Origin of the sequence: Geodermatophilus africanus (genome assembly GCF_900107105.1) — a bacterium.
Lineage (GTDB): Bacteria > Actinomycetota > Actinomycetes > Mycobacteriales > Geodermatophilaceae > Geodermatophilus > Geodermatophilus africanus.
In genome coordinates, this window is the sequence record NZ_FNOT01000001.1 from 292,486 (window position 1) to 314,417 (window position 21,932).

Below are 21,932 nucleotides of genomic sequence, written 5' to 3' on the forward strand. Positions count from 1 at the left end.
GGCTTCGGGGTCGGTCTGACGGTGACCGACCTCGCGCCGCCGACCAGCCACCACCGGCACCCGACCCGACCGACGACCCGCCGCCCTTCTGACCCCACCCACCCGACCCCCGCGACGGGGCACCCCAGCCGGCGCCGCACGATCGGGCGAGATGCGGCTGTCGGTCAGCGACCGGTCGAGGGGGTGCGGAGGTCGTCACGCACGCCGTCCGGCGGACCGCTGCGGGCTTCACCACGAGGGCAGTGCCGCTCCCGTCGTACGGGTCGCCCGGCGGCCCGTCCTGGTCAGGCCGCCGCCCCTTCGGGGTGGTCATCTCGCCTGGACCCGGGGCTCGGCCTGGACCTCACGGGCCCCGGAGAGCTCGTGGCCGGCGTCGCACACCAGGGCCAGGTGCACCGGCTCGCCGCAGTCGCGGTGCCGGAGCTCGAGCGGGACGTCGCCGTCCTCGGCCAGGTACTGGTCCCCCCACCGCATGAGAGCCACGAGCACCGGGTGGAGGTCGATGCCCTTCTGCGTGAGCCGGTACTCGTGGCGCTGCCGCTCCCCCGGCGCCTGGTACGGGACCCGCCGCAGGATGCCCTGGTCCACCAGCGTGGTGAGCCGGTCGGTCAGCACCGCCTTGGGCGCTCCCAGGATGCGCTGGAAGTCCGCGAACCGGCGCACGCCGAGGAACGCCTCGCGCAGTACGAGCAGGCTCCACTTCTCCCCGACGACGGCCAGCGTGCCCGCGACCGAACACCGGGACCGGTCCCACACGGCTTCGCTCACAGCAGGAGCATACCGGGCTGGGTTCACTTGACGAACTCACTCGACAGGAGCAAGGTTCGTCTCACGAACCCAGGGAGGCCGAGGATGGATCTGCCCGTGACGACCAGGCCCGTACGGCCGGACGACGCGCCGCTGTTCTGCCGGTTGTGGGACCGGCTCTCCCCCGAGACGGTCTACCGCCGCTTCCACGCCCCGCTGCGCCGGCCACCGGCGGAGGCACACCGGCTCGTCGAGGTCGACCACGACCTGCGCGAGGCACTGGTGGCCGTCATCGGCGGCGAGGTCGTCGGGGTGGCCCGCTACGACCGCTCCCCCGCCGATCCCGGGACCGCCGACGTCGCCGTGGTCGTCGAGGACGCCTGGCAGGGCGTCGGCGTCGGCCGCCAGTTGCTCGGCGAGCTCACCGCGCTGGCCGCCCGTCGCGGCGTCCGCAGCTTCACCGCCGACGTCCAGGCCGACAACGACCGGATGGTCGGGCTGGTCCGGCGGCTGCTGCCCGGCGCCGTCCTCACCCCCGAGCACGGCGTCTACGCCGTGCAGAGCCCCGTGCCCGGTGCGGCGGCACCCGTCGCCGCCTGACCAGCGAGAGGAAGCACCATGTCCCTGCGCACCAGCTTCGCCGAGCACCGCCGCGCCCGCGCCCGCCGCCGCGAGGAGCGCGCCTTCGAGCGGTCGCTCGCCCGTGCCCCGACCGTCGAGTCCGCGCACGAGCTGCGGTCCCTCTCCACCCGCCGCTGACCGCGGCGGTCAGCCGGCCGGCGGCCGCAGCTGCCGGTAGATGCGGGCGAGGTCGGGCAGCTGGTGGTGGGCGTTCAGCCCGCTGGGGTTGGGCACCACCCAGGTCGCCGCGCCGCCGACCCGCTCCGGCTGCAGCCCGATCGCCGCGCGCGGCCGGCCGAACCCGAGCCGGTAGGCCGTGATGCCGAGGACGGCGAGCACCCGCGGCCGGTACCGCCCCACCAGCTCGTCGAGCGCCGCCGCACCGGCCCGCAGCTCCTCGGGGGACAGCTCTGCGGCCGTCCGGGTCGGGCGGTCCACGACGTTGGTCACCCCGAGGCCGTGGTCGAGCAGCGCCATGTCCTCCTCGGGCCCCATCAACCGCGGCGTGAGGCCCGCCCGGTGGATCGCCGGCCAGAACCGGTTTCCCGGCCGGGCGAAGTGGTGGCCGCGCGCGGCCGAGGTCAGCGACGGGTTGATCCCGCAGAAGAGGACGTCGAGGCCAGGGGCGATGACGTCGCGCAGCGGCTTCCCCGGCACGGCGCGAGGCTAACCGGGGACGGCGCGAGGCTGACCGCGGACGGCGCCGGGCCGCCGGGGACGGCACGGGCCCGCCCCGGCTCGGCGCGAGGCCGGCCCGGGACAGCGCACACTGGCCGGCATGACCGAGCGTGCCGACGCGGCCTTCCGCCGCTTCGTCGCCGCCGAGCGCGACGACCTGCTCGCCGAGGCACTCCGGCTGATCGGCGACCCCGACCGCGCCGAGGACGCCGTCCAGCGCGCGCTGGCCCGCACCCGCTGGGAATGGGGACGGCGCGGTGCCGACCCCGCCACCACCGTCGCCGACGCGCTGCACGCCGCCGCCACCGGCCGCGGGGACGGGCAGGTCCTCGAGTCGCTCGACGAGGGTCCCCCGCCGACCCCGCCCGCACGCTGGCGGCTCGACGCGGACGCGGCGGCCACCGACGCCCTCGCCCGCGCCCGCCGGCAGCGTCGGACCCGCACCGCCGGGCTCGCCGTCGCGGCGGCCGTCACCGTGGCGGCGGCCGCCCTCGTGGTCCCGCGACTCGGCACCGAGCCGCCCGACCCGCCGGGCGACGAGCAGCCGGCCGCCGACGTCCCCGTGCTCACCGAGCCCACCCGCGGCTCGCTCGCCGACGACGCCGGCTTCGTCGAGGCCGCGCGCCGCGCCGACTGGGGGCCGCTGACCGCGCCGCCGGTCGAGGAGCGCCGCGTCGTGCTCGCCACCGACACCCCCGACGGCCGGGCCGTGCTGCTCGCCGGCACGGTCGACGAGGACGTCCGCGGCGTCTGGCTCACCGGCCCGGTGGGCGCCCCGCCCGACCGGCTCTCCCCATACGTGCCGCAGGAGCTGGGCCCCTACCGGCCGGCGTCCCTGGTGGTCGGCGGCCCCGGCCCGGCGACCCTCGTCGTCGTCATCGCCCCCGGCGACGAGGTCGAGGTCTCCCCGCGGCTGCAGGTCGGCCCGCGCGGGACGGTCGGCCGCACCTACGAGCCGGTCCCGGCGGACGGCGGCCTCGCGGTCACCTCCGTGCCGACGACGACCGGCGGCGCGGGCACCAGCGTCCGGGTGCTGCGTGACGGGCAGCCGGTGCACCGCGCCGGCGCGCCCGCCCCCGACCTGCCGGCGGGCCCCGCCGACGTCCCGCCGCTGGACCCGCTGCGGCCGGCGTCCGCCGCGCCCGCCGACCGGCTGGTGGCCGAGGCGCTCGCCGACATCGCCGTCCCGCTGGGCGCCGAGCCGGCCGAGCTGCTGCCGCAGCTGCTCTGGTCGGGCACCCTGCCGATGCCCGAGGTCCCGGGCAGCGCCGTCGTCGTCGTGGGCCGCAGCCCCGGCGGCGGGCTCGTCGTCACCACCCGGGCGGGTCAGCTGGGCAGCACCGGCACCGGGCGCACCGTGCCCTGCGGCGTGCACACCCCGCCGGGCACGACCGACGTCGCCGGGCTCGTCGTGGCGCGCGTGTGCGACCTCTCCTCCCCCGAGGCCGAGCCCTCGGACGCCGGCCGCTGGCTGGTCGTCACCGCACCCGCCCCGGCCACGGCCGCCGCTGTCCTCGACGAGGGGGGCGGCGTGCTCGCCACCGTGCCGCTGCCCGACGGCGGCGGTGCCGCCCTCCTGCCGCTCGGGGCGCGCGACGTCCGCACGCTCGACGCGGCCGGCCGCGCGCTGGCGGAGGTGCCGATCAGCGCCGTCGCGACCGAGCCGTTCGGCGACTACGGCACCGGCGAGGTCCGCTAGGCCCGGCGCGGCACCGGCACGATCATCAGGTCCGCCGCCACCACCAGGTCGCCGTCGAACACCTCCGCCGCCTCGTCCCGGAAGCGGGACGGGTCGGGGTAGCGCTGCGAGAAGTGGGTGAGCACCAGCCGCCGCACCCCGCACTCGGCGGCCGCGGTCGCCGCCTGCCGGGCGGTCAGGTGTCCGTACGCGCGGGCCTGCGCGGCGTCCTCCTCGAGGAACGTCGACTCGACGACGAGCAGGTCCGCGCCGTCGGCCAGCGTGTGCACCGCGTCGCACAGCCGGGTGTCCATGACGAACGCGACGCGCTGCCCCACTGGGAGCTCATCGCCCAGCACGTGGCGCCGCACTTCCAGGGCGGCGAGATCTCGCACGCCCAGGCGACGCTGGACGTCAAGGAGCACGCGATGGGCAAGCGGGAGGACTACGCCGCCCAGCAGCTGCAGGCGGTCGCCACGATGACCGAGCGGTACGAGCAGGAGAAGGCCGGCGGCTGACCCGCGACCGGCTGCCGCCCCGGCGACCGGGGCGGCAGCCGGCTCCCGTCAGCGCAGCGCGAACGAGTGGTGCTCGTGCGCGACCCGCCAGCGGCCGCCCTCCCGGCGCAGCCCGAGGGTCAGCCGCAGCCGGCGCCCGGGGTGCTCGGCCAGCTCGGCCGCGGTGCCGCAGCGCAGCAGGGCGTAGGCCCAGGCGACGTCCGCGCCGGCGGTCACGGACAGCTCGACGACCTCGAACGACGCACCGGACCGCTGCCACGCGAAGAACTCCGGCCAGGTCGCGCGGTAAGCGTCCAGACCGCGGACGCCGTCCTCCGGCGGCGGCACGTCGAACATCACGACGTCCTCGGTGTGGTCGGCCAGCACGCCGGCCAGGTCGCCGGCGTGCACGGCGCGCGCCCACCGGTGGACCAGGGTCCGGACGGCGGCCTCGTCGTCCTTCGGCTCGGTATCGGTCATGACGGTCAGACCGGCGCAGGCACGACGACTCACCGCCCGCGGTGCGGCCCGACGGCCGGAGGGGTCACGATGGCCCGGTGACCGACGCGCCGGACGACCTGCAGGCCGTGCTCGCCGCGGAGGACCGCCGCTACCGGGCCATGGTCGACGGCGACCTGGACACCCTCGGGGACCTGCTCGCCGACGGGCTCTGCTACACCCACTCGAGCGGCAGCCGGGACACCAAGGAGGAGTACCTGGCCAAGCTGCGGTCGCGGTACTACGTGTACCGCCGGGCCGAGCACCCGGTGGACCGGGTCGAGGTCACCGGGGACACCGCCATCGTGGTGGGCCGGATGGCCGCCGTGGTGGACGTCGCCGGCGTCCCCAAGACGCTGGACAACCTGGCGCTCGCCGTCTGGACGCGCGCCGGCGGGTCGTGGCGGCTGCTGGCGTACGCCCCGACGGCGCTGCCCGCCTGACGCCGTGACGGATGCGACACCTCCTGCAGACTCCGCAAACTTGCAGACGGTGCAACGATGGCCGGGTGACCACCGGACTCCGTGAGCGCAAGAAGGCCGCCACCCGGCTCGCGCTGCACGAGGCCGCGCTGCGGCTGGTGGCCGAGCACGGCCTGGACGGCGTCTCGGTCGACGACATCGCCGCCCGGGCCGACGTCTCGCCGCGCACCTTCTTCAACTACTTCGCTACCAAGGACGACGCGGTTCTCGGCCTCGACCCCGCCGAGCTGCGGCGCACCGCGCAGGCCCTCGCCGGGCGGCCCGCGGACGAACCGGTCGTCGAGGCACTGCGCGCCGTCCAGCGCGAGCAGGCCGAGGAGATGGCGGGCGAGACCGAGCTATGGCCGCTCCGGCTGCAGGTCATCGAGGCCAACCCCGACCTCGTCGGCCGGCTGGTCACCCACTTCGGCGAGGCCGACCGCGCGCTGGCCGCCGCCGTCGCCGAGCGCACCGGCACCGACGTCGACGCCGACACGCTCCCCACGCTGCTGGCGCTGACCAGCGGCGCCGTCATGCGCACGGCGCTGCACCGCTGGCTCACCGGCGGCTTCACCGACTCCCTGCCCCGCCTCGTCGACGAGGCGTGGGACGTCCTCGCCCGCGGCCTGACCGCCCTCCCCCACTGACCCGAGGAGCCCCGTGCACGCCCCCACCCCGACCGCGCCGGACGACGCACCGCCGTTCGTCCTCACCCGGCGCCGGATCAACCTGATCTTCTCGGCGCTGATCGCCGGGATGCTGGTCTCCAGCCTCGACCAGACCATCGTCTCGACGGCGATGCCGACCATCGTCGGCGACCTCGGCGGCGTCTCGCACATGGCCTGGGTGACGACGGCCTACCTGCTGGCCAGCACGCTCGTCATGCCGATCTACGGCAAGTTCGGCGACCTGTGGGGACGCCGGAACCTGTTCCTCACCGCGATCGCGCTGTTCACCGTCGCCAGCGTGGGCGCGGCGCTGTCGACCGACTTCACCTGGTTCGTCGTCTGGCGCGGCGTGCAAGGCCTCGGCGGGGGCGGGCTGATGATCCTGTCGCAGGCGATCATCGCCGACGTCGTCCCGGCCCGGGAGCGCGGCAAGTACCTCGGCCCGCTGGGCGCGGTCTTCGGCCTGGCCGCGGTCGCCGGCCCCCTGGTCGGCGGCTACCTGACCGACTCCGCGAGCCTCGGCTGGCAGTGGTGCTTCTGGATCAACGTCCCGGTCGGCGTCGCCGCGCTGGTCATCGGCTGGTTCGCGCTGACCCTGCCGCGCAGGCGCAACACCGAGCCGGTCGACTTCGCCGGCATCGCCACCCTGTCGGCGGCCACCACGTCCCTGGTCTTCTTCACCGACTTCGGCGGGGACCGCGGCTGGACCGACGGCTGGACCCTGGCCCTGATGGCCGCCTTCGCCGTCTCGGTGCTCGCCTTCGTGCTGGTCGAGCAGCGGGCCGCGCAGCCGATCATCCCGCTGTCCCTGTTCCGCAACCCGACCTTCGTGGTCGCCACGGCGCTGGGCGCCGCCATCGGCCTGGGGATGTTCTCGGCGATCGCCTTCATGCCCACGTTCCTGCAGATGGCCTCGGGCACCTCGGCGGCCAACTCCGGCCTGCTGATGCTGCCGATGATGGCCGGCCTGTTCATCACCGCCATCGGCTCGGGCATCGCCATGACGCGGACCGGCCGGTACAAGGCCTTCCCGATCGCCGGCGTGCTGGTGATCGCCGCGGCGATGCTCTGGATGACCACGCTGTCGGGCGACACCTCGCTGGTCACCATCTGCGCGATGCTCTTCGTCATGGGCCTGGGCCTCGGCCTGGTCATGCAGGTCGTCGTCCTGGTGGCGCAGAACGCGGTCTCCCCGCGGGACCTGGGCACGGCCACCTCGACGAACAACTACTTCCGCGAGGTCGGCGCCACGCTGGGCGTCGCCGTCTTCGGCACGGTGTTCACCAACCGGCTGGCCGAGAACCTCACCGGTGCGCTGCAGGACAACGCGCAGCAGGCGGTCGCGGCCGGCATCACCTCGCCGGACAGCCTGGTCCCGCAGGCGGTCGAGGCAGCCGGCGAGCCGCTGCGGACGGCGATCGTCGACGCCTACGCCGGCGCGCTGGCCCCGGTGTTCGGCTACCTGCTGCCCGCCTTCGCCGTCGCGCTGCTGCTGGCGCTGTTCCTCCGGGAGATCCCGCTGTCCGACGTCGCCGGCCTGGTCGCCCGCGGCGAGGCGGTCACCGGGGACGGCGTCGACCGCCGGGACGACGACGCGCGCGCGGCCACCCCGGCGCGCTGACCCTGTCGTCATCGTGACGGCTGTGCGCTCTCGGTGGCCTCGGCGGGTGCTGGGACCACCAGGACCGCGCACCGGCGCGGGGACGCGGTTCCCAGCCGACGTCCAACCGGCTCGCCGGACCGTCTCCGGCCGGGCGGGCACGGTGGAGCCGTGGACGCCGACCGTCGCCGCGGACTGGACGCCGCCCTGGCGGTTGTGCTGCTGACGCCCACGCCGGCCGCGGGCTCCGGCTGGGACTGACGTGCGCCGCTGACCGCGTTGCGCATGTACGCGACCACGCTGGACACGCCACCGCGGCTGGCCGCGCTCGCCGTCACCGTCGGCGGCGGGATCGGGCTGCTGCAGTGGGTCGCCGCCGCTGGGACCGGGTGGTCTCCCCCGTCGATGCCGCGCTACGCGGGCACGTCCCCTCCGGTGTGGGCGAAGAGCTTGCTGACCACCTTCCAGGTCCCCTCGATGCGCACGAGCTGGAAGTAGTCGACGAGGGAGAGCGACCCCCAGTAGCCGTCCTCGGCCGCCTCTGCCACAGCCGCGTCTCCGGTCTGCTGCACCGAGAGGATGCGCGTCCGGTGGCTGCCCGTGTCGCCCGGCTTCCTCGCCGCCAGCCCGATGAACTCCGCCATCGGCATGTCGTAGCGGGCGCCCCCGACCGACCCGAACATCCGGGCATCCGGGTGCGAGGCCTCCTGGAGCTTCGCGGCGTCACCCTTCGACTCGCCGTCGAGGAAGAGTTGCACCACCCGGCGCACCTCGTCGTCCTCGCGGACCGCGTCCGCGGAGCTGGTCTGACCACCGAGTACCTGACTCATGACACCACCCCTTCGCCTCGCGTGTGCCGTGTCGAGAGCAGCTGAGGGTTCGGTCACAAGTCTACGAACAACCTCCCGTCTGCCGACGCTCGACGGCCGCCACTCGTCCTTCTCCGCTCAGCCTGCTGACGGCCCCGGCCGCCCGACAGCCGGAGCACCCAGCCCGCGCGACACCGCCCGCGCCGCGGCCCGCACCGCCGGCTCGATCGTCCGCGGGCTGGCGCCGCCGGCCGGGACCACGATCGACAGTGCCGCCGCCACGCGTCCCGCGGGGTCCCACACCGGCGCGGCCACCGACACCACCGGCGCGGGCCGGCGCCGGTTGATAACCCCCACGCCGCTGCGGCGGATCTCGGCCAGCTCCCGGCGCAGCGCGGCCGGCTGCGGCGGCGGGTCGTCGGACCGGCCGCCGACCTCGCCGCGGAGCACCCGCTCCTGCAGCTCGGCCGGCGCGTGGGCCAGCAGCAGCCGGCCGACCCCGGTCATGTGCAGCGGCAGCCGGTCGCCGACGCGGTACTGCACCGGGACGGCGGCCCGCGAGGACCGCCGCTCCACGAGCAGGGCGGCGTCCCCGTCGAGGACGGCGAGCAGCACGTGCTGGCGGGTGGCCTCGTACAGGTCGTCCATGAAGGGCATCGCGACCTCGCGCAGGCCCAGCGCGCGCGGCGCCAGCGACCCGACCTCCCACAGCCGCGGGCCCACCACGTAGCCGCCCGCCGCGGCCCGCTCCAGCGCGCCCCAGGCGACCAGCCGCTCGGCCAGCCGGCGGGTGGTGCTCAGCGGCGTGCCGGCCCGCCGCGGCGCGCCGCGGGATCCCGCTGACCGTCGTCCGGCTGCGGGACGGCGACGTGGCGCCCGGCGGCGCCCCGCTGCACGAGACATGGGGCGCGGCGTTCCTGCTGGTCCGCCCCGACCAGCACGTGGCCTGGCGCGGGGACGACCCCGCCGCCGCGGCCGGGGCCCTGGAGCGGGCCTGCGGCTGGGGCCGCACCGACGACGAGGGAGGACGACGGGCATGAGGATCGTGGGCACCCGCCGGGACGGCGGGTCGGTCGAGGTGGCGGCGCTGTCCGCCGACGGCGCGCAGGTCACCCTGATCGCGCCACTCGAGGAGTTCTGGGCCGCCGCGGCCGGGCACCTGTCGCGGGAGCCGGCCGGTGAGACGCTGCCGGCCGAGGGCGTGGAGCTCGTGCCGCCCGTGCTGCCCGGCGCCCGGGTGGTGTGCATCGGGCTGAACTACCTCAGGCACGTCGCCGAGGGCTCCTTCCGCGACCAGGACATCCCGGCGTACCCGACGCTGTTCGCCCGCTGGACCGCCTCGCTCACCGTGGGGGGTGCCGAGGTGCCGGTCCCGGCCGACGAGGACGGCCTGGACTGGGAGGGCGAGGTCGTCGCCTACGTCGGCCGCACCCTGGTCGACGCGACCCCGGACGAGGCGCTGGCCGCCGTCGTCGGCTACTCGACGTTCAACGACCTCACCTCGCGGCGGGCGCAGAAGCTCACCAGCCAGTGGATCCTCGGCAAGAACGGCGACCGCTCCGGCCCGCTCGGCCCGATGGTGCCGGCGGGTGAGGTCGGTGACCTGCGCGACGGCCTGCGGGTGCAGACTCGGGTCAACGGCGAGACCGTCCAGGACGGCCGCACCGACGAGATGGTCTACACCGTCGGCGACACGCTCTCCCTCATCTCCCGCACGTTCACCCTGCGCCCGGGCGATCTGCTGGCCACCGGCACGCCGTCCGGCGTCGGCTACGCCCGCACGCCGCCGTGGCTGCTCCAGCCCGGTGACGTCGTCGAGGTCGAGGTCGAGCGCCTCGGGGTCCTGCGCAACCCGGTCGTCGGCAACGACCTCCGGCTGAAGGAGGCCTGACCGTGTCCGGCGAGTTCCGCTCGTACCTGTTCCCGCACGACCACCCGCGGCTGGCCGAGGTCCGCGGCCTGGACCCGTACACCTACGGCGAGTTCGCGAAGAAGCCGGGTACCTTCACCGGCGGGCTGGTCGAGGGCTGGACGCCGCTGTACCGCCACGAGTTCCGTGGCGTCACCGAGGACGGCGCGCTCCGCGGGGGGCTGTACCCGCTCACCCCCGCCGAGCCCGGCGAGGCGGCGCCGGTGCCGGCGATGGTCGCCGCCGCGCGCGACCTGCTCGCCGCCTTGTCCCCCGACGACCGCGAGCGGATCGCCTTCGACGTGGACGCCGCGGAGTGGCAGACCTGGGCCAACCCGGAGTTCATGCAGTTCGACACCGGGCTGCGGCTGGAGTTCCAGCCGCCCGAGGTGCGCGAGGCGGTGCTCCGGCTGGTGCGCGCGTCGCTCTCATCCGAGGGCGCCGAGCTGGTGCACGCGGCGATGCTGGTCAACGGCTTCCTCGGCGACGTCGTCGACCTGCCCGCGGTGCTGGGCGAGTGAAGCTACAACGTCGCCCTCTACGGCGAGCCGCACCTGCACGCGCCCTGGGGCTGGCAGCTGTACGGCCACCACTGCGCGGTCAACTGCCTCGTCGTCGAGGGGCGCATGGTGATGTCCCCCCTGTTCGTGGGCGCCGAGCCCGACGAGATCGACGAGGGCCCGCACGCCGGGGTCCGCGACGTGTTCGCCGACCGGGTCGACGCGGGACTGGCCGTGATGGCCGCGCTGACCCCGGAGCAGCGTGCGCGGGCGACCGTGTACGAGCAGATGGTCGACCCGGCCATGCCGCCGGGCCGGGTGCACCCCGGCGACGAGCGGCACCTGGCCGGCGCGTTCCAGGACAACCGGGTCATCCCGGTCGAGGGCGTGCGGGTCGCCGAGTTGTCGGAGGAGGCCCGCCGGAGGGTGCTCGACGTCGTCGCGGCGTTCGTCCGGTTGCTGCCCGCGGGCCCGCGCGCCGCCCGCATGCGGGAGGTCGAGGCACACCTAGATGAGACCTGGTTCAGCTGGATCGGCGGGCACGAGCCGGGCGACGTCTTCTACTATCGGGTTCAGTCGCCGGTGGTGATCACCGAGCTGGACCACCACTGCGGCGTCTTCCTCGACTACGACACCCCGAAGCCGTTCCACGTGCACACCGTGCTGCGCACCCCGCACGGCAACGACTACGGCCGCGCCTGGGTCCGGCAGTGGCAGGAGCGCTCGGCTCCGCACGGCTGACCCGGCGCCCCGGGTCGCTGTGCGTTCCCGGTGGTCTCCGCGGGTGCGGACACCACCGGGAACGCACACCCGCGGCGCCGCTCCCAGCCGACGTCCAGGCGGCTCGCAGGACCGTTGCACCCGGGCCGGGCACCGTGGGCCCCGTGGACGCCGACCGTCGCCGCCGATCGGACGCCGCGCTGCTGCTCGCCGCCCTGGCGGTGGTGCTGCTCACGCTCACGCCGGCCGCGGGCTCCGGCTGGGACTGACGTGCGCCGCTGACCGAGCTGCGGGTGTACGCGACCACGCTCAACGCGGCCGGCGCGGTGGTCGCCGGGCTGCTGGTGGCGCTGTCCCGCGGGCGGTCAGGAGGCGTCGTCCGCCGCGGGCTCGGGTGAGGGGCCCAGCCGCCGCGGGAACTCGCCGGTGCGCACCAGCTCGGCCGCGACCGCCCTGACCTTGGTCTCGGCGTGCCTGGCCGCCCGGGCCAGCAGCTGGTACGCCTGGTCGGCGCCGATGCCGTAGCGCTCCATGAGCATGCCCCTGGCCTGCTCGACGACCGCGCGGGACTCCGCCCGGCGCTCGAGGTGATCGGCGAGGTCCCGGACCTCCTCGTAGGCGTACATGTTGGCGGCGACCGCGGCGGCGTGGGCGGCGAACCGGGTGACCACGCCGCGGCTGTGCTCATCGAAGGCGTCCGGCTCGCGGGCGTAGACGTTGACCGCCCCCACGATGCCCTCGCCGATCGGCAGCGGCACCGACAGCATGCTGAGGACGCCGAGCTGCACCGCGTACGCCAGGTGGTCCCGCCACCGCGGGTCGGTGCGGGCGTCGGCGACCTCGACCACCTCACCGGTCCCGGCGGCGTGCAGGCAGGGGCCGTAGCCGCGGCCGTACTGACTCTCGTCGCAGGCGCGGGCCAGCTCGCCGGTGAACACCGCGGTGCTGGGGCGGTCGTTGATCAGCAGGGACACCGAGGTCTCCGGGTGACCGGGCACGACCTCCCGGGCGAGGTCCGCCACCGCCTGCAGCAGGGATTTCATGCCGTTCTCGCGCAGGGTCAGGCGGCCCAGGCGCTCGAGGGCCTCGACCGGGTCGAGGGGGGTGGACGGGTCGGCGCTCGACATGGCCTCGACCTCCGGTCGCCCACCGGGACGGGCTGGACGACCTCCGCTCCAGGACCCCGGGAGCCGGGGCCGGTGCTCGGGTACGCCGCCGGGGGTGACGTACGAGGAGCGCGGGGCCGGCCCGCCGCCCACGGCCACGCTACCGCCCTCCGGGCGTCACGGTCAGCGCCAGCGGTACTCCAGCTCGGGCCGGCCGGCGCCGCCGTACCGCGGCGCCCGGTCGACCAGCCCGGTGTCGGCGAGGTACTCCAGGTACCGGCGGGCGGTGATCCGGGAGGCGCCGATGAGCTCGGCGGTCTCCGCGGCCGACAACCCCTCGCCGGCGGCGCGCACCGCGGCGACGACGGCGTCGAGGGTCTCCCGGCCCATCCCCTTGGGCAGCGGCGCCGGCCGGCTGGGGCGCACCCCGACGAGCACGCGGTCGACGTCGTCCTGCCCGACGGCGTCCCCGCCGGCGTGCAGCCGCTGGTGGTACTCGGCGTAGGCGGCCAGCCGGTCCCGCAGCGCCGGGTAGGTGAACGGCTTGAGCAGGTAGCCGACCACGCCGTGGGCGGCCGCGGCGCGCACGGTGGCCAGCTCCCGCGCCGAGGTGACGGCGAGGACGTCGACCTGGGCGCCGGCGCCGCGGATCCGCCGGCACAGGTCGATGCCGTGGCCGTCGGGCAGGTTCATGTCCAGCAGCACCAGGTCGACCGGCTGGCGGGCCAGCGCGTCGAGGGCGGCGGCGCCGGTGCCCGCGACCGCCGCGGTGGTGAAGCCCGGGGTCCGGTCGACGTAGGCGCGGTGCGCCTCGGCGGCGACCGGCTCGTCCTCCACGACCAGCACCTTGATGACGGGGACGCGGATCACCGGGACACCGCCGGCACCCCGACGGGCAGGACGACGGTGAACAGCGCGCCGGGGCCGGGCCGCACGGTGAGCGTGCCGCCGTGCCGGGCGACGGCCTGCGCGACCAGCGCCAGCCCCAGGCCGCGGCCGAGCCCCGAGGGCGCCGCGGTCGTCTCCTTGGTGCTCCAGCCGCGCTCGAACAGCCGCGGCAGGTCCTCCTCCCGGACGCCGGGGCCGGTGTCCTCGACCCGGATCTCCAGCCGCCCGCCGTCGACCTCGGCGGCGAACTGCACCTCCCGCGGCGGCTCGCCGGCCAGCGCGGCGTCGATCGCGTTGTCCAGCAGGTTGCCGACGATCGTCACCAGGTCGCCGCCGGGGATGCCGATCTCCCCCACCGCCGTCGCCGGGTCGACCTCGAGCAGCACGCCGCGCTCGTGCGCGGTCGCGGCCTTGCCCAGCAGCAGCGCCGCCAGCACCGGGTCGCCGACGGCGTCGACCACCCGGTCGGTGAGCTGCTGCGCCGAGGCCAGCTGGGCGGTCGCGAAGTCGATCGCCTCCTGCGTGCGACCGAGCTCCACCAGCGACACGGTGGTGTGCAGCCGGTTGGCCGCCTCGTGCGCCTGGGCGCGCAGAGACTCGGCGAAGGCGCGCACGCTGTCGAGCTCGCCGGTCAGCCCCTGCAGCTCGGTGTGGTCGCGCAGGGTGACCACGGTGCCGGCCGAGCGGCCCTCCGGCCGCGGCGGGGCCTGGTTGACCACCAGCACCCGGGTGCCGGTCACATGCACCTCGTCGACGGCGGTCCGCTGCTGGCCCAGCGCCGCGCTCAGCTCCGGCGGCAGGCCCAGCTCGCCGACGTGCCGGCCGGTGGGGTCCTCGGTCAGCCCGAGCAGCCGCCGCGCCTCGTCGTTGACCAGCTGCACCCGCTGCTGGTCGTCCACCAGCAGCAGGCCCTCGCGGACGGCGTGCAGCACGGCGTGGTGGTAGTCGACCATCCGGGCCAGCTGCGCCGGGGACAGCCCGTGGGTCTGCCGCCGCAACCGCCGGGACAGCGCCGCGCTGCCCAGCGCCCCGACGGCCAACGTGGCGGCCGCCGTCCCCAGGATGCCGGGGACGGCGACGGCGAGGTCCTCCCCGATCGCCTCGACGGTGACCCCGGCCGACACCACGGCCACCACCTCGCCGTCGTCGTCCAGCACCGGGCCGGTGGCGCGCACCGAGGGACCCAGCGTGCCGGTGTAGGTCTCGGTGAAGGTCTCCCCCGCCAGGGCGGGGTCGATCGTGCCGATGAACGGCTTGCCGATCTCCGCCGGGTCGGGGTGGGTGAACCGGGTGCGGTCGGGCGCGAGGACGGTGATGAACGACGTCCCGGTGTCGACGCGGACCTCCTCGACGTAGGGCTGCAGCGCCGCCGTCGGGTCCGGCCCGGTGACCGCCGAGCGCACCAGCGGGGAGTCGGCGAGACTGGCGACGATCGCGGTGGTCTCCTCCTCGGCCGCCTGGCGCACCGCCTGGCGGGCCTGGAGGTAGGCGACGGCGGTCATGGTCAGGACGACGACCACCACGACCAGCGCCTGGAGGAGGAGCAGACGCCGGGCCAGGCTCGCGTCGCCCCGGCGGTGCGAGAGGAAGGCGGGCACGCGCACGCCGCGAGTGTCCCGCGCGCGAGCCCCCGCGCCGCGACCGGCGTGTACGCAATGAACGAATGCGTGACGCCGGTCACCGCGGTCCGGACCGTCTGTGCTGTGGCCCACCTCCCGGGCCCGGCCCCCACCCCCAGACCCCCAGGAGCTGTCATGGCCTCAGGCACCGTGGCCGACGCGCCCCCGCCCGCGAAGCGGCGGGACCGGACCCACTGGCTCTATATCGCGGTCATCGGCGCGGTGCTCGCGGGCATCGCGGTCGGCTTCGCCTTCCCCGAGTTCGCCGTCTCGCTGAAGTGGCTCGGCACCGCGTTCGTCGGGCTGATCAAGATGCTGATCGCACCGGTCATCTTCTGCACCATCGTGCTGGGCATCGGCGCCATCCGGCAGGCGGCCAAGGTCGGCCGCATCGGCGGCCTGGCGCTCGGCTACTTCATCCTGATGTCGACGATCGCCCTGGCCATCGGCCTGGTCGTCGGCAACGTGCTCAGCCCCGGCGACGGGCTGCAACTGTCCGAGGAGCTGCGCGGCGAGGGCGCCGAGCTGGCCGGCACGGCGGAGGAGTCCGGCGGCACCACCGACTTCATCCTCGGCCTGATCCCGACCACGCTGGTGTCGGCGCTGACCGAGGGCTCGGTGCTGCAGGCGCTGCTGGTGGCCCTGCTGACCGGTTTCGCCATCCAGGCCATGGGCCGCGCGGGCGAGCCCGTGCTGCGCGGCATCGGGCACTTCCAGAAGCTGGTCTTCCGGATCCTCGCGATGATCATGTGGGTCGCCCCGCTCGGGGCGTTCGGCGCGATCGCCGCCGTCGTCGGCGAGACCGGCCTCGACGCGCTCAAGAGCCTCGCGGTGATCATGCTGGGCTTCTACGCCACCTGCGCGCTGTTCGTGTTCGTCGTCCTGGGCCTGCTGCTGCGGCTGGTCGCGAAGGTCAACGTCTTCTCGCTGCTCAGGTACCTGGGCCGCGAGTTCCTGCTGATCGTCTCCACCTCGTCGTCCGAGACGGCCCTGCCGCGGCTGATCGCGAAGATGGAGCACGCCGGTGTCAGCCAGCCGGTCGCCGGCATCGTCGTCCCGACCGGGTACTCCTTCAACCTCGACGGCACCGCCATCTACCTGACGATGGCCTCGCTTTTCATCGCCGAGGCGCTGGGCGACCCGCTGTCGATCGGCGAGCAGCTCGGCCTGCTGGCCTTCATGATCATCGCCTCCAAGGGCGCCGCCGGGGTCACCGGCGCGGGCCTGGCCACCCTGGCCGGCGGGCTCTCGGCGCACCGTCCGGACCTGCTCGACGGCGTCGGCCTGATCGTCGGCATCGACCGGTTCATGTCCGAGGCGCGCGCGGTGACCAACTTCGCCGGCAACGCGGTCGCCACCGTCCTGATCGCCACCTGGACCAAGGAGCTCGACCGCGAGCAGCTCGACGCCGTCCTCGCCGGTGACCGCCCCTTCGACGAGGAGACCATGCTCGACGACGACGGCCACGGCGGGGGCTCCAGCGACGACAACCTCCCCGCCGACGCCACCAACGCCGGCCCGGGCGAGCGGGATGCCGGCGACGCGCAGGCCGCGCTGGCGAGGTCCTCGGTGCGCTGACGCGGCACCCGGCACCAGGGGGTGTCCGGCCCGATCGCGGGCCGGGCACCCCCTGTGGCGTCTCAGGAGTGGGCGGCGTGCCCGTGGCCGTGCACGGCGTCGTGGTCGCCGTCCTCGTCGGCGTCGTCGCGGGCGGCCGCGTCGGCCGCGTCCTGCCGCCGGCCGCGGCGCAGGTCGACGACGGCGAGCCCGAGCGCGGCGGCGATCCCGGCGAGGGCGACGGCCAGGCCCGCGGCCGCGGCGGCCGGGTAGTCCTGCGCGGTCGCGCCGAGGACGACGTAGAACAGCCCGGGCAGCGCGGCCGTCCCGATGACCGCCCCGAAGCGCTGGGCGGTCTGCAGCCCGCCGCCGGCCGCGCCGGCCATCCGCACCGGGACCTCGCGCAGCGTCATCGTGATGTTCGGCGAGATGACACAGCCGCCGCCCAGGCCGCCGAGGAGCAGCGCGGGCGCCACCGCCCAGGGGACGGCGTCGGCCGGCACGAGCAGCAGGACGACGACCGTCGCGCCCAGGCCGGTCAGCACCCCGACCAGGCCGAGCACCGTCAGCACCCGGCCGAAGCGCTCGACCAGCCGCCCCGCCACTACCGCGGCCACCGCCGACCCGAGCGCGAACGGGGTCACCGCCAGGCCGGACTGCAGCGGGGTCAGCCCCAGGCCGGTCTGGAAGAACAGCGCGAAGACCAGCCAGATGCCGCTGAAGCCGACGAAGTACACGGTGCCCAGCGCCGCGCCCAGGCCGTAGCCGCGGGTCTCGGTGACCAGCCGCGGGTCGAACACCGGCTCCCCGCCGCGGCGTACCACCCGACGCTCCCACGCCACGAAAGCAGCCAGCACCAGCACGCCGCCCGGGAAGAGCCACCACAGCCGGGAGAGGCCGCCGGCCTCGGCCTGCACCAGCGGGAGCAGCAGGGCCAGCGCCCCGGCGCCGAGCAGCAGCACCCCGCCGACGTCGATGTGCCCGCGCCCGCCGGCACCGCCGCGGGGCAGCAGCCGCCAGGCGAGGACGAACGCGACCACGCCGATCGGCACGTTGACGTAGAAGATCCAGCGCCAGTCGGCCACCTGGAGCAGGAGCCCGCCGACGACCGGCCCGACGGCGGTGGACACCCCGACGACCGCGCCGAAGAGGCCGAAGGCCCGGCCCCGCTCCCCGCCGCGGAACAGCTGCTGGATCAGCCCGGAGTTCTGCGGGGCCAGGACCCCGGCGCACAGCCCCTGGGCCAGCCGGGCGGCGATGAGCAGCCCCACGGTGGGCGCCGCCCCGGCCGCCGCGCTGCACAGCACGAACCCGGCCAGCCCGATGAGGAACATCCGCCGCCGGCCGAGGGCGTCGCCCAGCCGGCCGGCGGGCACCAGCATGAGCGCGAAGGTGAGCGCGTAGCCGGAGACCACCCACTGCACCGCCGCCGCGGAGGCCCCGAGGTCGCGCTGCAGCGTCGGCAGCGCCACCGACACGATGCTGACGTCGAGCAGGCTCATGAAGCCCGCGACGAGGGTGACCGACAGCGCCCGCCAGCGGCGGGGATCGGGCTCGTACCGGTCGGCGTCGGCCTCGAGACGTGGGTCGCGGACGATCGGCCGAGCCGTCACGGCGTCTCCAGGGTGGTGCGGGAGGGACGCACCGGGGGCTACCCCGTGCCGTCCGTCCTGCACGCGGGAGCCCATGACCTCCGGCACTTCCCGGCCCGCGGGCCACGGCCGGACACTGCCGGGACCTGCGCCCCTGGGAGAGGCCATGTCGGGACTCCGCCGCACGCTCGTGACCGGCGCGCTGGCCGGTTACGCCGCCAGCCGCACGATGGACGCCGTCACCGGCGCCTTCCACGCCCGCCAGAGCGAGGCCTCGCGGCGGCGGGAGGAGGAGATCACGCCGGGCGGCATGCTGGTCCAGCTCGGTCGCCAGCTGGGCGCGGCCGGCGGGCGGGAGCTCGACGACGCGGCCGCCGGCCGGGTGGGGCTGGCCGCGCACCGGACGCTCGGCACCACCTACGGCGTCCTGGCGGCCCTGCTCGCCCGGCGCGGCGTGCACCCGGTCGCCGCCGGGCTGGCCGTCGGTGCGGCCGCCTGGCTCGTGGTCGACGAGGGCACCGCCCTGCCCACGGCCCGGCAGTACCCGCTGGTCAGTCACTCCCGCGGCGTGGTCGGCCACGCCACCGTCGGGCTGACCACCGGCGTCCTGCTCGCGCTGACCGGCGACTGAGCACGGACCCCCTGCCCCCTAGCCGGGGACGGCGGCGGCCTCGGTGAGCGGGAGGCGCACCTGGAAGCGGGTGTCGCCCGGCTCCGAGCGCACCCGCAGGTCACCGCCGTGCCGGGTGACGACGACCCGCCACGACACGTCGAGGCCCAGGCCGGTGCCCTGGCCGACCGGCTTGGTGGTGAAGAACGGCTCGAACACCCGCTGCCGCAGCTCCTCGGGGATGCCCGGACCGGTGTCGGCGACCTCGACCAGCGCGCACTCGCCCTCCCGGGCGGTGCGCAGGGTCAGCGTCCCCTCCCCCGCCATGCCCTCTCCGGTCATGGCGTCGAGGGCGTTGACGATCAGGTTGGTCCACACCTGGTTGAGCTCGCCGGGGTAGCCGGGCACTGGTGGCAGCGACCGGTCGTAGTCCTTGACCACGCGGACGCCCGGCGGGGTCTTGGCGCCGAGCATGACCAGCGTGGCGTCGAGCCCGGCGTGCAGGTCGGTGGGCTGGTACGGGGCGCGGTCGAGCTGGGAGTACTGGCGGGCGGCGTCCACCAGGCCGGAGATGCGGCCGGTGCTGTCGGCGATCTCGGCGAGCAGCGACTCGGTCTCCACGGCATAGGCCAGCCAGCGCAGCGCCGGCTCGAGGGCGGCGGGGTCGACGGAGTCGGCGACCCGCTGCAGGTCCGCGGGCCCGAGCCCGGCGCCGACGAAGACCCCGGCGAGCTCGTAGCCGCCGCCGATGTCGCGGTCGTCCAGCCAGTCGCCGAGCTCGTCCTCCCGGTCGGCGCGCTCGAGCGCGGTGAGCTCCGGGGCGCTGCCCACCCGGGCCACCAGCTCCTCCTGCAGCCCGGTCAGCGCCCGCAGCACCGCGCCGTCGAGCCGGCCCTCCGACAGCAGGGCCAGCTTGTGCCGCATGCCGGCGAACCGCTCGCGCAGCGCCGCCGCGGCCCGGGATGCGGCCGCGGCCGGGTTGTTGAGCTCGTGGGTGAGGCCCGCGGTCAGCTTGCCCAGCGCCAGCAGCCGCTCCCGCTGCGCGACCAGCTCCGCGGAGTTGCGCTGGCCGAGGAACAGGCCCTCCAGCAGGTGCACCGCCATCGGGTACCAGCGCCGGAACTCCGCGGCGAACCCCTCCGCGGGCACCTGCAGGAACCGGCAGTCGGTGACCGCGCGCACCGTCGCCGGGTAGCGCTGCGGCAGCCGGTCGCCGAAGTAGAACTGCACCGCGCCGGAGTAGACGCCGCGGTGCGACGTCCGGACCGTCTCGACCTCGCTGCCGCCCACCCGGCGGGACATGGCGAGCGTCCCGTCGAGCAGCACCGAGAAGCAGGTGGCCGGCTCCCCCTCGACCGACACGTCCGCGCCGGCCGGGAACGCGACGACCTCACCGTGCTCGGCGACCCAGGCCAGCTGTTCGTCGTCGAGGTCGGTGAACAGGAACAGCTCCCGCAGCTCAGCGGGGCCCAGCCGCTCCGGCGCGGTCGTCATCGTTCCTCCAGGTACCGGTGCACCAGCGTGACCGCCATGGCGCCCTCGCCGACGGCCGAGGCGACGCGCTTCACCGAGTCCGCGCGCACGTCGCCCGCGACGAAGACCCCCGGCAGGCTGGTCTCCAGCAGGTACGGGTCGCGGTCGAGGTCCCAGCCGGCCGGACGGCGTCCCTCGCGCAGCAGCGCCGGGCCGGTGGGGATGAACCCGCGCTCGTCGCGGACGACGGCGCCGTCGAGCCAGCCGGTGCGCGGCGCGCCGCCGATGAAGACGAACAGGTGGCTGGCCGGCAGCGTCTCCCGTTCGCCGGTCCGGGTGTCCTCGACCGTGAGCGCCTCCAGGTGCCCGTCGCCCTGCGCCTGCGCCACGATCGTGCAGGTGCGGACCCGGATCGCCTCGATCCCGGCGATCTGCTCGATCAGGTAGGCCGACATCGACGCCTCCAGCGAGGACCCGCGCACCAGCAGGCTCACCGAGCTCGCGTACCGGGAGAAGAAGACCGCCGCCTGGCCGGCCGAGTTCGCTCCGCCCACGATGTACACGTCGCTGTCGGCGCACTCGGCCGCCTCGGTCATCGCCGAGCCGTAGTAGACGCCGCGGCCGGTCAGGTCGTCGACCCCGTCCACGCCGAGGCTCCGGTAGGAGACGCCGGTGGCCAGGACGACGGCGTGCGCGGCGATCCGCCGGCCGTCGTCGAGGTGCAGCACTCGCTTGGGGCCGTGCGCCTCCAGGGCCACCACGTCGCGGGCCAGCAGCAGCTCGGCGCCGAACTTCACCGCCTGCCGGCGGGCGCGATCGGCGAGCTGCCCGCCCGACACGCCGTCGGGGAAGCCGAGGTAGTTCTCGATCCGGCTGCTCTGCCCGGCCTGCCCGCCAGTGGCCTCGCGCTCGACGAGCACGGTGCGCAGCCCCTCGGACGCGCCGTACACGGCCGCCCCCAGCCCGGCGGGTCCGCCCCCGACGACGACCAGGTCGTAGAACTCCTCGCGGGCCTCCACCGCCAGGCCGGCGACGGCGGCGAGCTCGGCCTCGGTCGGGCGCCGCAGCACCCGGGCGTCGGCGGTGACGATCACGGGGACGTCGTCCGGGCCGGCGCCCGCGGCGGCGAGGATCCGTCGCCCGTCCGGCTCGTCGACGTTGAACCACCGGTAGGGGACGGCGTTGCGGGCCAGCAGGTCGCGGGCGCGGAAGGACGGCGCCGACCAGCGGTGGCCGACCAGCTTGACGCCGCGCACCTCCGGGTCCGGGGTGTCCCGCCAGGCCTCGAGCATCGCGTCGACGACCGGGTAGAGCTTCTCCTCGGGCGGGTCCCACGGCTTGAGCAGGTAGGAGTCGACGTCGACCACGTTGATCGCCGCGATGGCGGCGTCGGTGTCGGCGTACGCGGTGAGCAGTGCCCGGCGGGCCCGCGGCACCAGGTCCATCGCCCGCTCGAGGAACTCCACGCCGTTCATCTCCGGCATCCGGTGGTCGGCCAGCAGCACCGCCACCGGGTCGCCGCGCAGCTTCAGCTCACGCAGCGCCTCCAGCGCCTCCGCGCCCGAGCCGGCGCGCAGCACGCGGTGGCCCTCGCCGTAGCGCCGGCGCAGGTCGCGGGCGACGGCGCGCGAGACGGCCGGATCGTCGTCGACGGTGAGCAGCACGGGGCGGGCCATGGCGGCCTCCTGTCCGGCCCGCCGG

General features: G+C 75.7%; 23 protein-coding genes and 1 pseudogene. 12 read left to right on the forward strand and 12 right to left on the reverse strand.

Annotated elements, in window-relative coordinates:
• Nucleotides 1-309: 309 nt before the first annotated feature.
• On the reverse strand, nucleotides 310-768 hold the full coding sequence (locus tag BLW63_RS01290) for a winged helix-turn-helix transcriptional regulator (protein ID WP_244522273.1): 459 nt from the start codon (nucleotides 766-768) through the stop codon (nucleotides 310-312).
• Nucleotides 769-864: 96 nt separating this feature from the next.
• On the opposite strand from BLW63_RS01290, the gene BLW63_RS01295 reads away from it, so the two are divergent.
• Complete coding sequence (locus BLW63_RS01295; RefSeq protein WP_170856582.1) at nucleotides 865-1,347, forward strand: GNAT family N-acetyltransferase; 483 nt, start codon at nucleotides 865-867, stop codon at nucleotides 1,345-1,347.
• A gap of 18 nt (nucleotides 1,348-1,365) precedes the next feature.
• Nucleotides 1,366-1,506 carry a hypothetical protein gene (locus tag BLW63_RS26570; RefSeq protein ID WP_170856583.1) on the forward strand — a complete coding sequence of 47 codons (141 nt, stop codon included), beginning with the start codon at nucleotides 1,366-1,368 and terminating at the stop codon, nucleotides 1,504-1,506.
• Nucleotides 1,507-1,515: 9 nt separating this feature from the next.
• On the opposite strand, the gene mug is transcribed toward BLW63_RS26570, so the two are convergent.
• On the reverse strand, nucleotides 1,516-2,025 hold the full coding sequence (gene mug, locus BLW63_RS01300) for a G/U mismatch-specific DNA glycosylase (RefSeq protein WP_170856584.1): 510 nt from the start codon (nucleotides 2,023-2,025) through the stop codon (nucleotides 1,516-1,518).
• 121 nt (nucleotides 2,026-2,146) lie between these two features.
• Here mug and BLW63_RS01305 point away from each other — a divergent pair, with 121 nt between their 5' ends.
• On the forward strand, nucleotides 2,147-3,745 hold the full coding sequence (locus BLW63_RS01305) for a hypothetical protein (protein ID WP_091150638.1): 1,599 nt from the start codon (nucleotides 2,147-2,149) through the stop codon (nucleotides 3,743-3,745).
• Here BLW63_RS01305 and BLW63_RS01310 read toward each other — a convergent pair.
• On the reverse strand, nucleotides 3,742-4,062 hold the full coding sequence (locus BLW63_RS01310) for an MBL fold metallo-hydrolase (RefSeq protein ID WP_244522274.1): 321 nt from the start codon (nucleotides 4,060-4,062) through the stop codon (nucleotides 3,742-3,744). The genes BLW63_RS01305 and BLW63_RS01310 overlap by 4 nt on opposite strands.
• Nucleotides 4,063-4,083: 21 nt before the next feature.
• Between BLW63_RS01310 and BLW63_RS01315 the strand changes: the two genes are divergently transcribed.
• Nucleotides 4,084-4,242, forward strand: coding sequence for a hypothetical protein (locus BLW63_RS01315; protein ID WP_244522275.1), 159 nt, complete (start codon nucleotides 4,084-4,086; stop codon nucleotides 4,240-4,242).
• A 48-nt stretch (nucleotides 4,243-4,290) separates the two neighbouring features.
• Here BLW63_RS01315 and BLW63_RS01320 read toward each other — a convergent pair whose 3' ends face one another.
• On the reverse strand, nucleotides 4,291-4,701 hold the full coding sequence (locus BLW63_RS01320) for a YybH family protein (protein WP_091150641.1): 411 nt from the start codon (nucleotides 4,699-4,701) through the stop codon (nucleotides 4,291-4,293).
• A 77-nt stretch (nucleotides 4,702-4,778) separates the two neighbouring features.
• On the opposite strand from BLW63_RS01320, the gene BLW63_RS01325 reads away from it, so the two are divergent.
• From BLW63_RS01325 to BLW63_RS01335, 3 genes are all read left to right on the forward strand, one after another.
• Nucleotides 4,779-5,162 carry a nuclear transport factor 2 family protein gene (locus BLW63_RS01325; protein WP_211516959.1) on the forward strand — a complete coding sequence of 128 codons (384 nt, stop codon included), beginning with the start codon at nucleotides 4,779-4,781 and terminating at the stop codon, nucleotides 5,160-5,162.
• Nucleotides 5,163-5,227: 65 nt separating this feature from the next.
• Nucleotides 5,228-5,827 (forward strand): TetR/AcrR family transcriptional regulator, encoded by a 600-nt coding sequence (locus BLW63_RS01330; protein ID WP_211516960.1) that lies wholly within the window; start codon nucleotides 5,228-5,230, stop codon nucleotides 5,825-5,827.
• A gap of 13 nt (nucleotides 5,828-5,840) precedes the next feature.
• Nucleotides 5,841-7,469, forward strand: coding sequence for an MDR family MFS transporter (locus tag BLW63_RS01335; protein WP_244522276.1), 1,629 nt, complete (start codon nucleotides 5,841-5,843; stop codon nucleotides 7,467-7,469).
• Between the two features lie 392 nt (nucleotides 7,470-7,861).
• On the opposite strand, the gene BLW63_RS01340 is transcribed toward BLW63_RS01335, so the two are convergent.
• Both BLW63_RS01340 and BLW63_RS28435 read right to left on the reverse strand, forming a co-directional pair.
• On the reverse strand, nucleotides 7,862-8,278 hold the full coding sequence (locus tag BLW63_RS01340; RefSeq protein ID WP_091150646.1) for a nuclear transport factor 2 family protein: 417 nt from the start codon (nucleotides 8,276-8,278) through the stop codon (nucleotides 7,862-7,864).
• A gap of 117 nt (nucleotides 8,279-8,395) precedes the next feature.
• The gene (locus tag BLW63_RS28435; RefSeq protein ID WP_091150648.1) at nucleotides 8,396-9,160 is read right to left on the reverse strand and encodes an IclR family transcriptional regulator; all 765 of its coding nucleotides are present in this window, start codon (nucleotides 9,158-9,160) and stop codon (nucleotides 8,396-8,398) included.
• Here BLW63_RS28435 and BLW63_RS26575 point away from each other — a divergent pair.
• From BLW63_RS26575 to BLW63_RS01355, 3 genes and pseudogenes are all read left to right on the forward strand, one after another.
• A complete protein-coding gene (locus BLW63_RS26575) occupies nucleotides 9,112-9,297 on the forward strand; it encodes an aromatic-ring hydroxylase C-terminal domain-containing protein (RefSeq protein WP_342028683.1) in 186 nt (61 codons plus the stop codon). The genes BLW63_RS28435 and BLW63_RS26575 overlap by 49 nt on opposite strands.
• Complete coding sequence (locus BLW63_RS01350; RefSeq protein WP_091150650.1) at nucleotides 9,294-10,148, forward strand: fumarylacetoacetate hydrolase family protein; 855 nt, start codon at nucleotides 9,294-9,296, stop codon at nucleotides 10,146-10,148. The genes BLW63_RS26575 and BLW63_RS01350 overlap by 4 nt, the downstream gene beginning before the upstream one ends.
• A 242-nt stretch (nucleotides 10,149-10,390) precedes the next feature.
• A pseudogene (locus BLW63_RS01355) lies at nucleotides 10,391-11,407 on the forward strand (DUF3500 domain-containing protein).
• Between the two features lie 344 nt (nucleotides 11,408-11,751).
• Here the strand turns inward: BLW63_RS01355 and BLW63_RS01365 are convergent.
• The 3 genes from BLW63_RS01365 to BLW63_RS01375 form a co-directional block, all read right to left on the reverse strand.
• Nucleotides 11,752-12,513, reverse strand: a complete 762-nt coding sequence (locus BLW63_RS01365; RefSeq protein WP_091150651.1) for a GAF and ANTAR domain-containing protein — start codon at nucleotides 12,511-12,513, stop codon at nucleotides 11,752-11,754.
• Nucleotides 12,514-12,675: 162 nt separating this feature from the next.
• The gene (locus tag BLW63_RS01370; RefSeq protein ID WP_244522277.1) at nucleotides 12,676-13,362 is read right to left on the reverse strand and encodes a response regulator; all 687 of its coding nucleotides are present in this window, start codon (nucleotides 13,360-13,362) and stop codon (nucleotides 12,676-12,678) included.
• The gene (locus BLW63_RS01375) at nucleotides 13,359-14,984 is read right to left on the reverse strand and encodes a sensor histidine kinase (protein ID WP_091150653.1); all 1,626 of its coding nucleotides are present in this window, start codon (nucleotides 14,982-14,984) and stop codon (nucleotides 13,359-13,361) included. The genes BLW63_RS01370 and BLW63_RS01375 overlap by 4 nt, the downstream gene beginning before the upstream one ends.
• Nucleotides 14,985-15,134: 150 nt before the next feature.
• On the opposite strand from BLW63_RS01375, the gene BLW63_RS01380 reads away from it, so the two are divergent.
• Nucleotides 15,135-16,577 carry a cation:dicarboxylate symporter family transporter gene (locus BLW63_RS01380; RefSeq protein WP_091150655.1) on the forward strand — a complete coding sequence of 481 codons (1,443 nt, stop codon included), beginning with the start codon at nucleotides 15,135-15,137 and terminating at the stop codon, nucleotides 16,575-16,577.
• A 62-nt stretch (nucleotides 16,578-16,639) separates the two neighbouring features.
• Here BLW63_RS01380 and BLW63_RS01385 read toward each other — a convergent pair whose 3' ends face one another.
• Nucleotides 16,640-18,169 (reverse strand): MFS transporter, encoded by a 1,530-nt coding sequence (locus BLW63_RS01385; protein WP_244522278.1) that lies wholly within the window; start codon nucleotides 18,167-18,169, stop codon nucleotides 16,640-16,642.
• Nucleotides 18,170-18,314: 145 nt separating this feature from the next.
• Between BLW63_RS01385 and BLW63_RS01390 the strand changes: the two genes are divergently transcribed.
• The gene (locus BLW63_RS01390; RefSeq protein ID WP_091150657.1) at nucleotides 18,315-18,779 is read left to right on the forward strand and encodes a hypothetical protein; all 465 of its coding nucleotides are present in this window, start codon (nucleotides 18,315-18,317) and stop codon (nucleotides 18,777-18,779) included.
• Between the two features lie 18 nt (nucleotides 18,780-18,797).
• On the opposite strand, the gene BLW63_RS01395 is transcribed toward BLW63_RS01390, so the two are convergent.
• Together BLW63_RS01395 and BLW63_RS01400 are read right to left on the reverse strand one after the other, a co-directional pair.
• Nucleotides 18,798-20,252: an ATP-binding protein gene (locus tag BLW63_RS01395; protein ID WP_091150659.1), complete on the reverse strand. Its 1,455-nt coding sequence runs from the start codon at nucleotides 20,250-20,252 to the stop codon at nucleotides 18,798-18,800.
• Nucleotides 20,249-21,907: an FAD-dependent oxidoreductase gene (locus BLW63_RS01400; RefSeq protein ID WP_091150661.1), complete on the reverse strand. Its 1,659-nt coding sequence runs from the start codon at nucleotides 21,905-21,907 to the stop codon at nucleotides 20,249-20,251. Before BLW63_RS01400 ends, BLW63_RS01395 begins: the two co-directional genes overlap by 4 nt.
• Nucleotides 21,908-21,932 lie beyond the last annotated feature (25 nt).

Bases quoted from the DNA above. Each gene is read 5' to 3' on its own strand.
- BLW63_RS26570 (WP_170856583.1), top strand. From the start codon at position 1,366: ATGTCCCTGCGCACCAGCTTCGCCGAGCACCGCCGCGCCCGCGCCCGC.
- BLW63_RS01305 (WP_091150638.1), top strand. From the start codon at position 2,147: ATGACCGAGCGTGCCGACGCGGCCTTCCGCCGCTTCGTCGCCGCCGAG.
- BLW63_RS01320 (WP_091150641.1), bottom strand. From the start codon at position 4,701: ATGACCGATACCGAGCCGAAGGACGACGAGGCCGCCGTCCGGACCCTG.
- BLW63_RS01340 (WP_091150646.1), bottom strand. From the start codon at position 8,278: ATGAGTCAGGTACTCGGTGGTCAGACCAGCTCCGCGGACGCGGTCCGC.
- BLW63_RS28435 (WP_091150648.1), bottom strand. From the start codon at position 9,160: ATGTCTCGTGCAGCGGGGCGCCGCCGGGCGCCACGTCGCCGTCCCGCA.
- BLW63_RS01350 (WP_091150650.1), top strand. From the start codon at position 9,294: ATGAGGATCGTGGGCACCCGCCGGGACGGCGGGTCGGTCGAGGTGGCG.
- BLW63_RS01365 (WP_091150651.1), bottom strand. From the start codon at position 12,513: ATGTCGAGCGCCGACCCGTCCACCCCCCTCGACCCGGTCGAGGCCCTC.
- BLW63_RS01380 (WP_091150655.1), top strand. From the start codon at position 15,135: ATGGCCTCAGGCACCGTGGCCGACGCGCCCCCGCCCGCGAAGCGGCGG.
- BLW63_RS01390 (WP_091150657.1), top strand. From the start codon at position 18,315: ATGTCGGGACTCCGCCGCACGCTCGTGACCGGCGCGCTGGCCGGTTAC.
- BLW63_RS01395 (WP_091150659.1), bottom strand. From the start codon at position 20,252: ATGACGACCGCGCCGGAGCGGCTGGGCCCCGCTGAGCTGCGGGAGCTG.
- BLW63_RS01400 (WP_091150661.1), bottom strand. From the start codon at position 21,907: ATGGCCCGCCCCGTGCTGCTCACCGTCGACGACGATCCGGCCGTCTCG.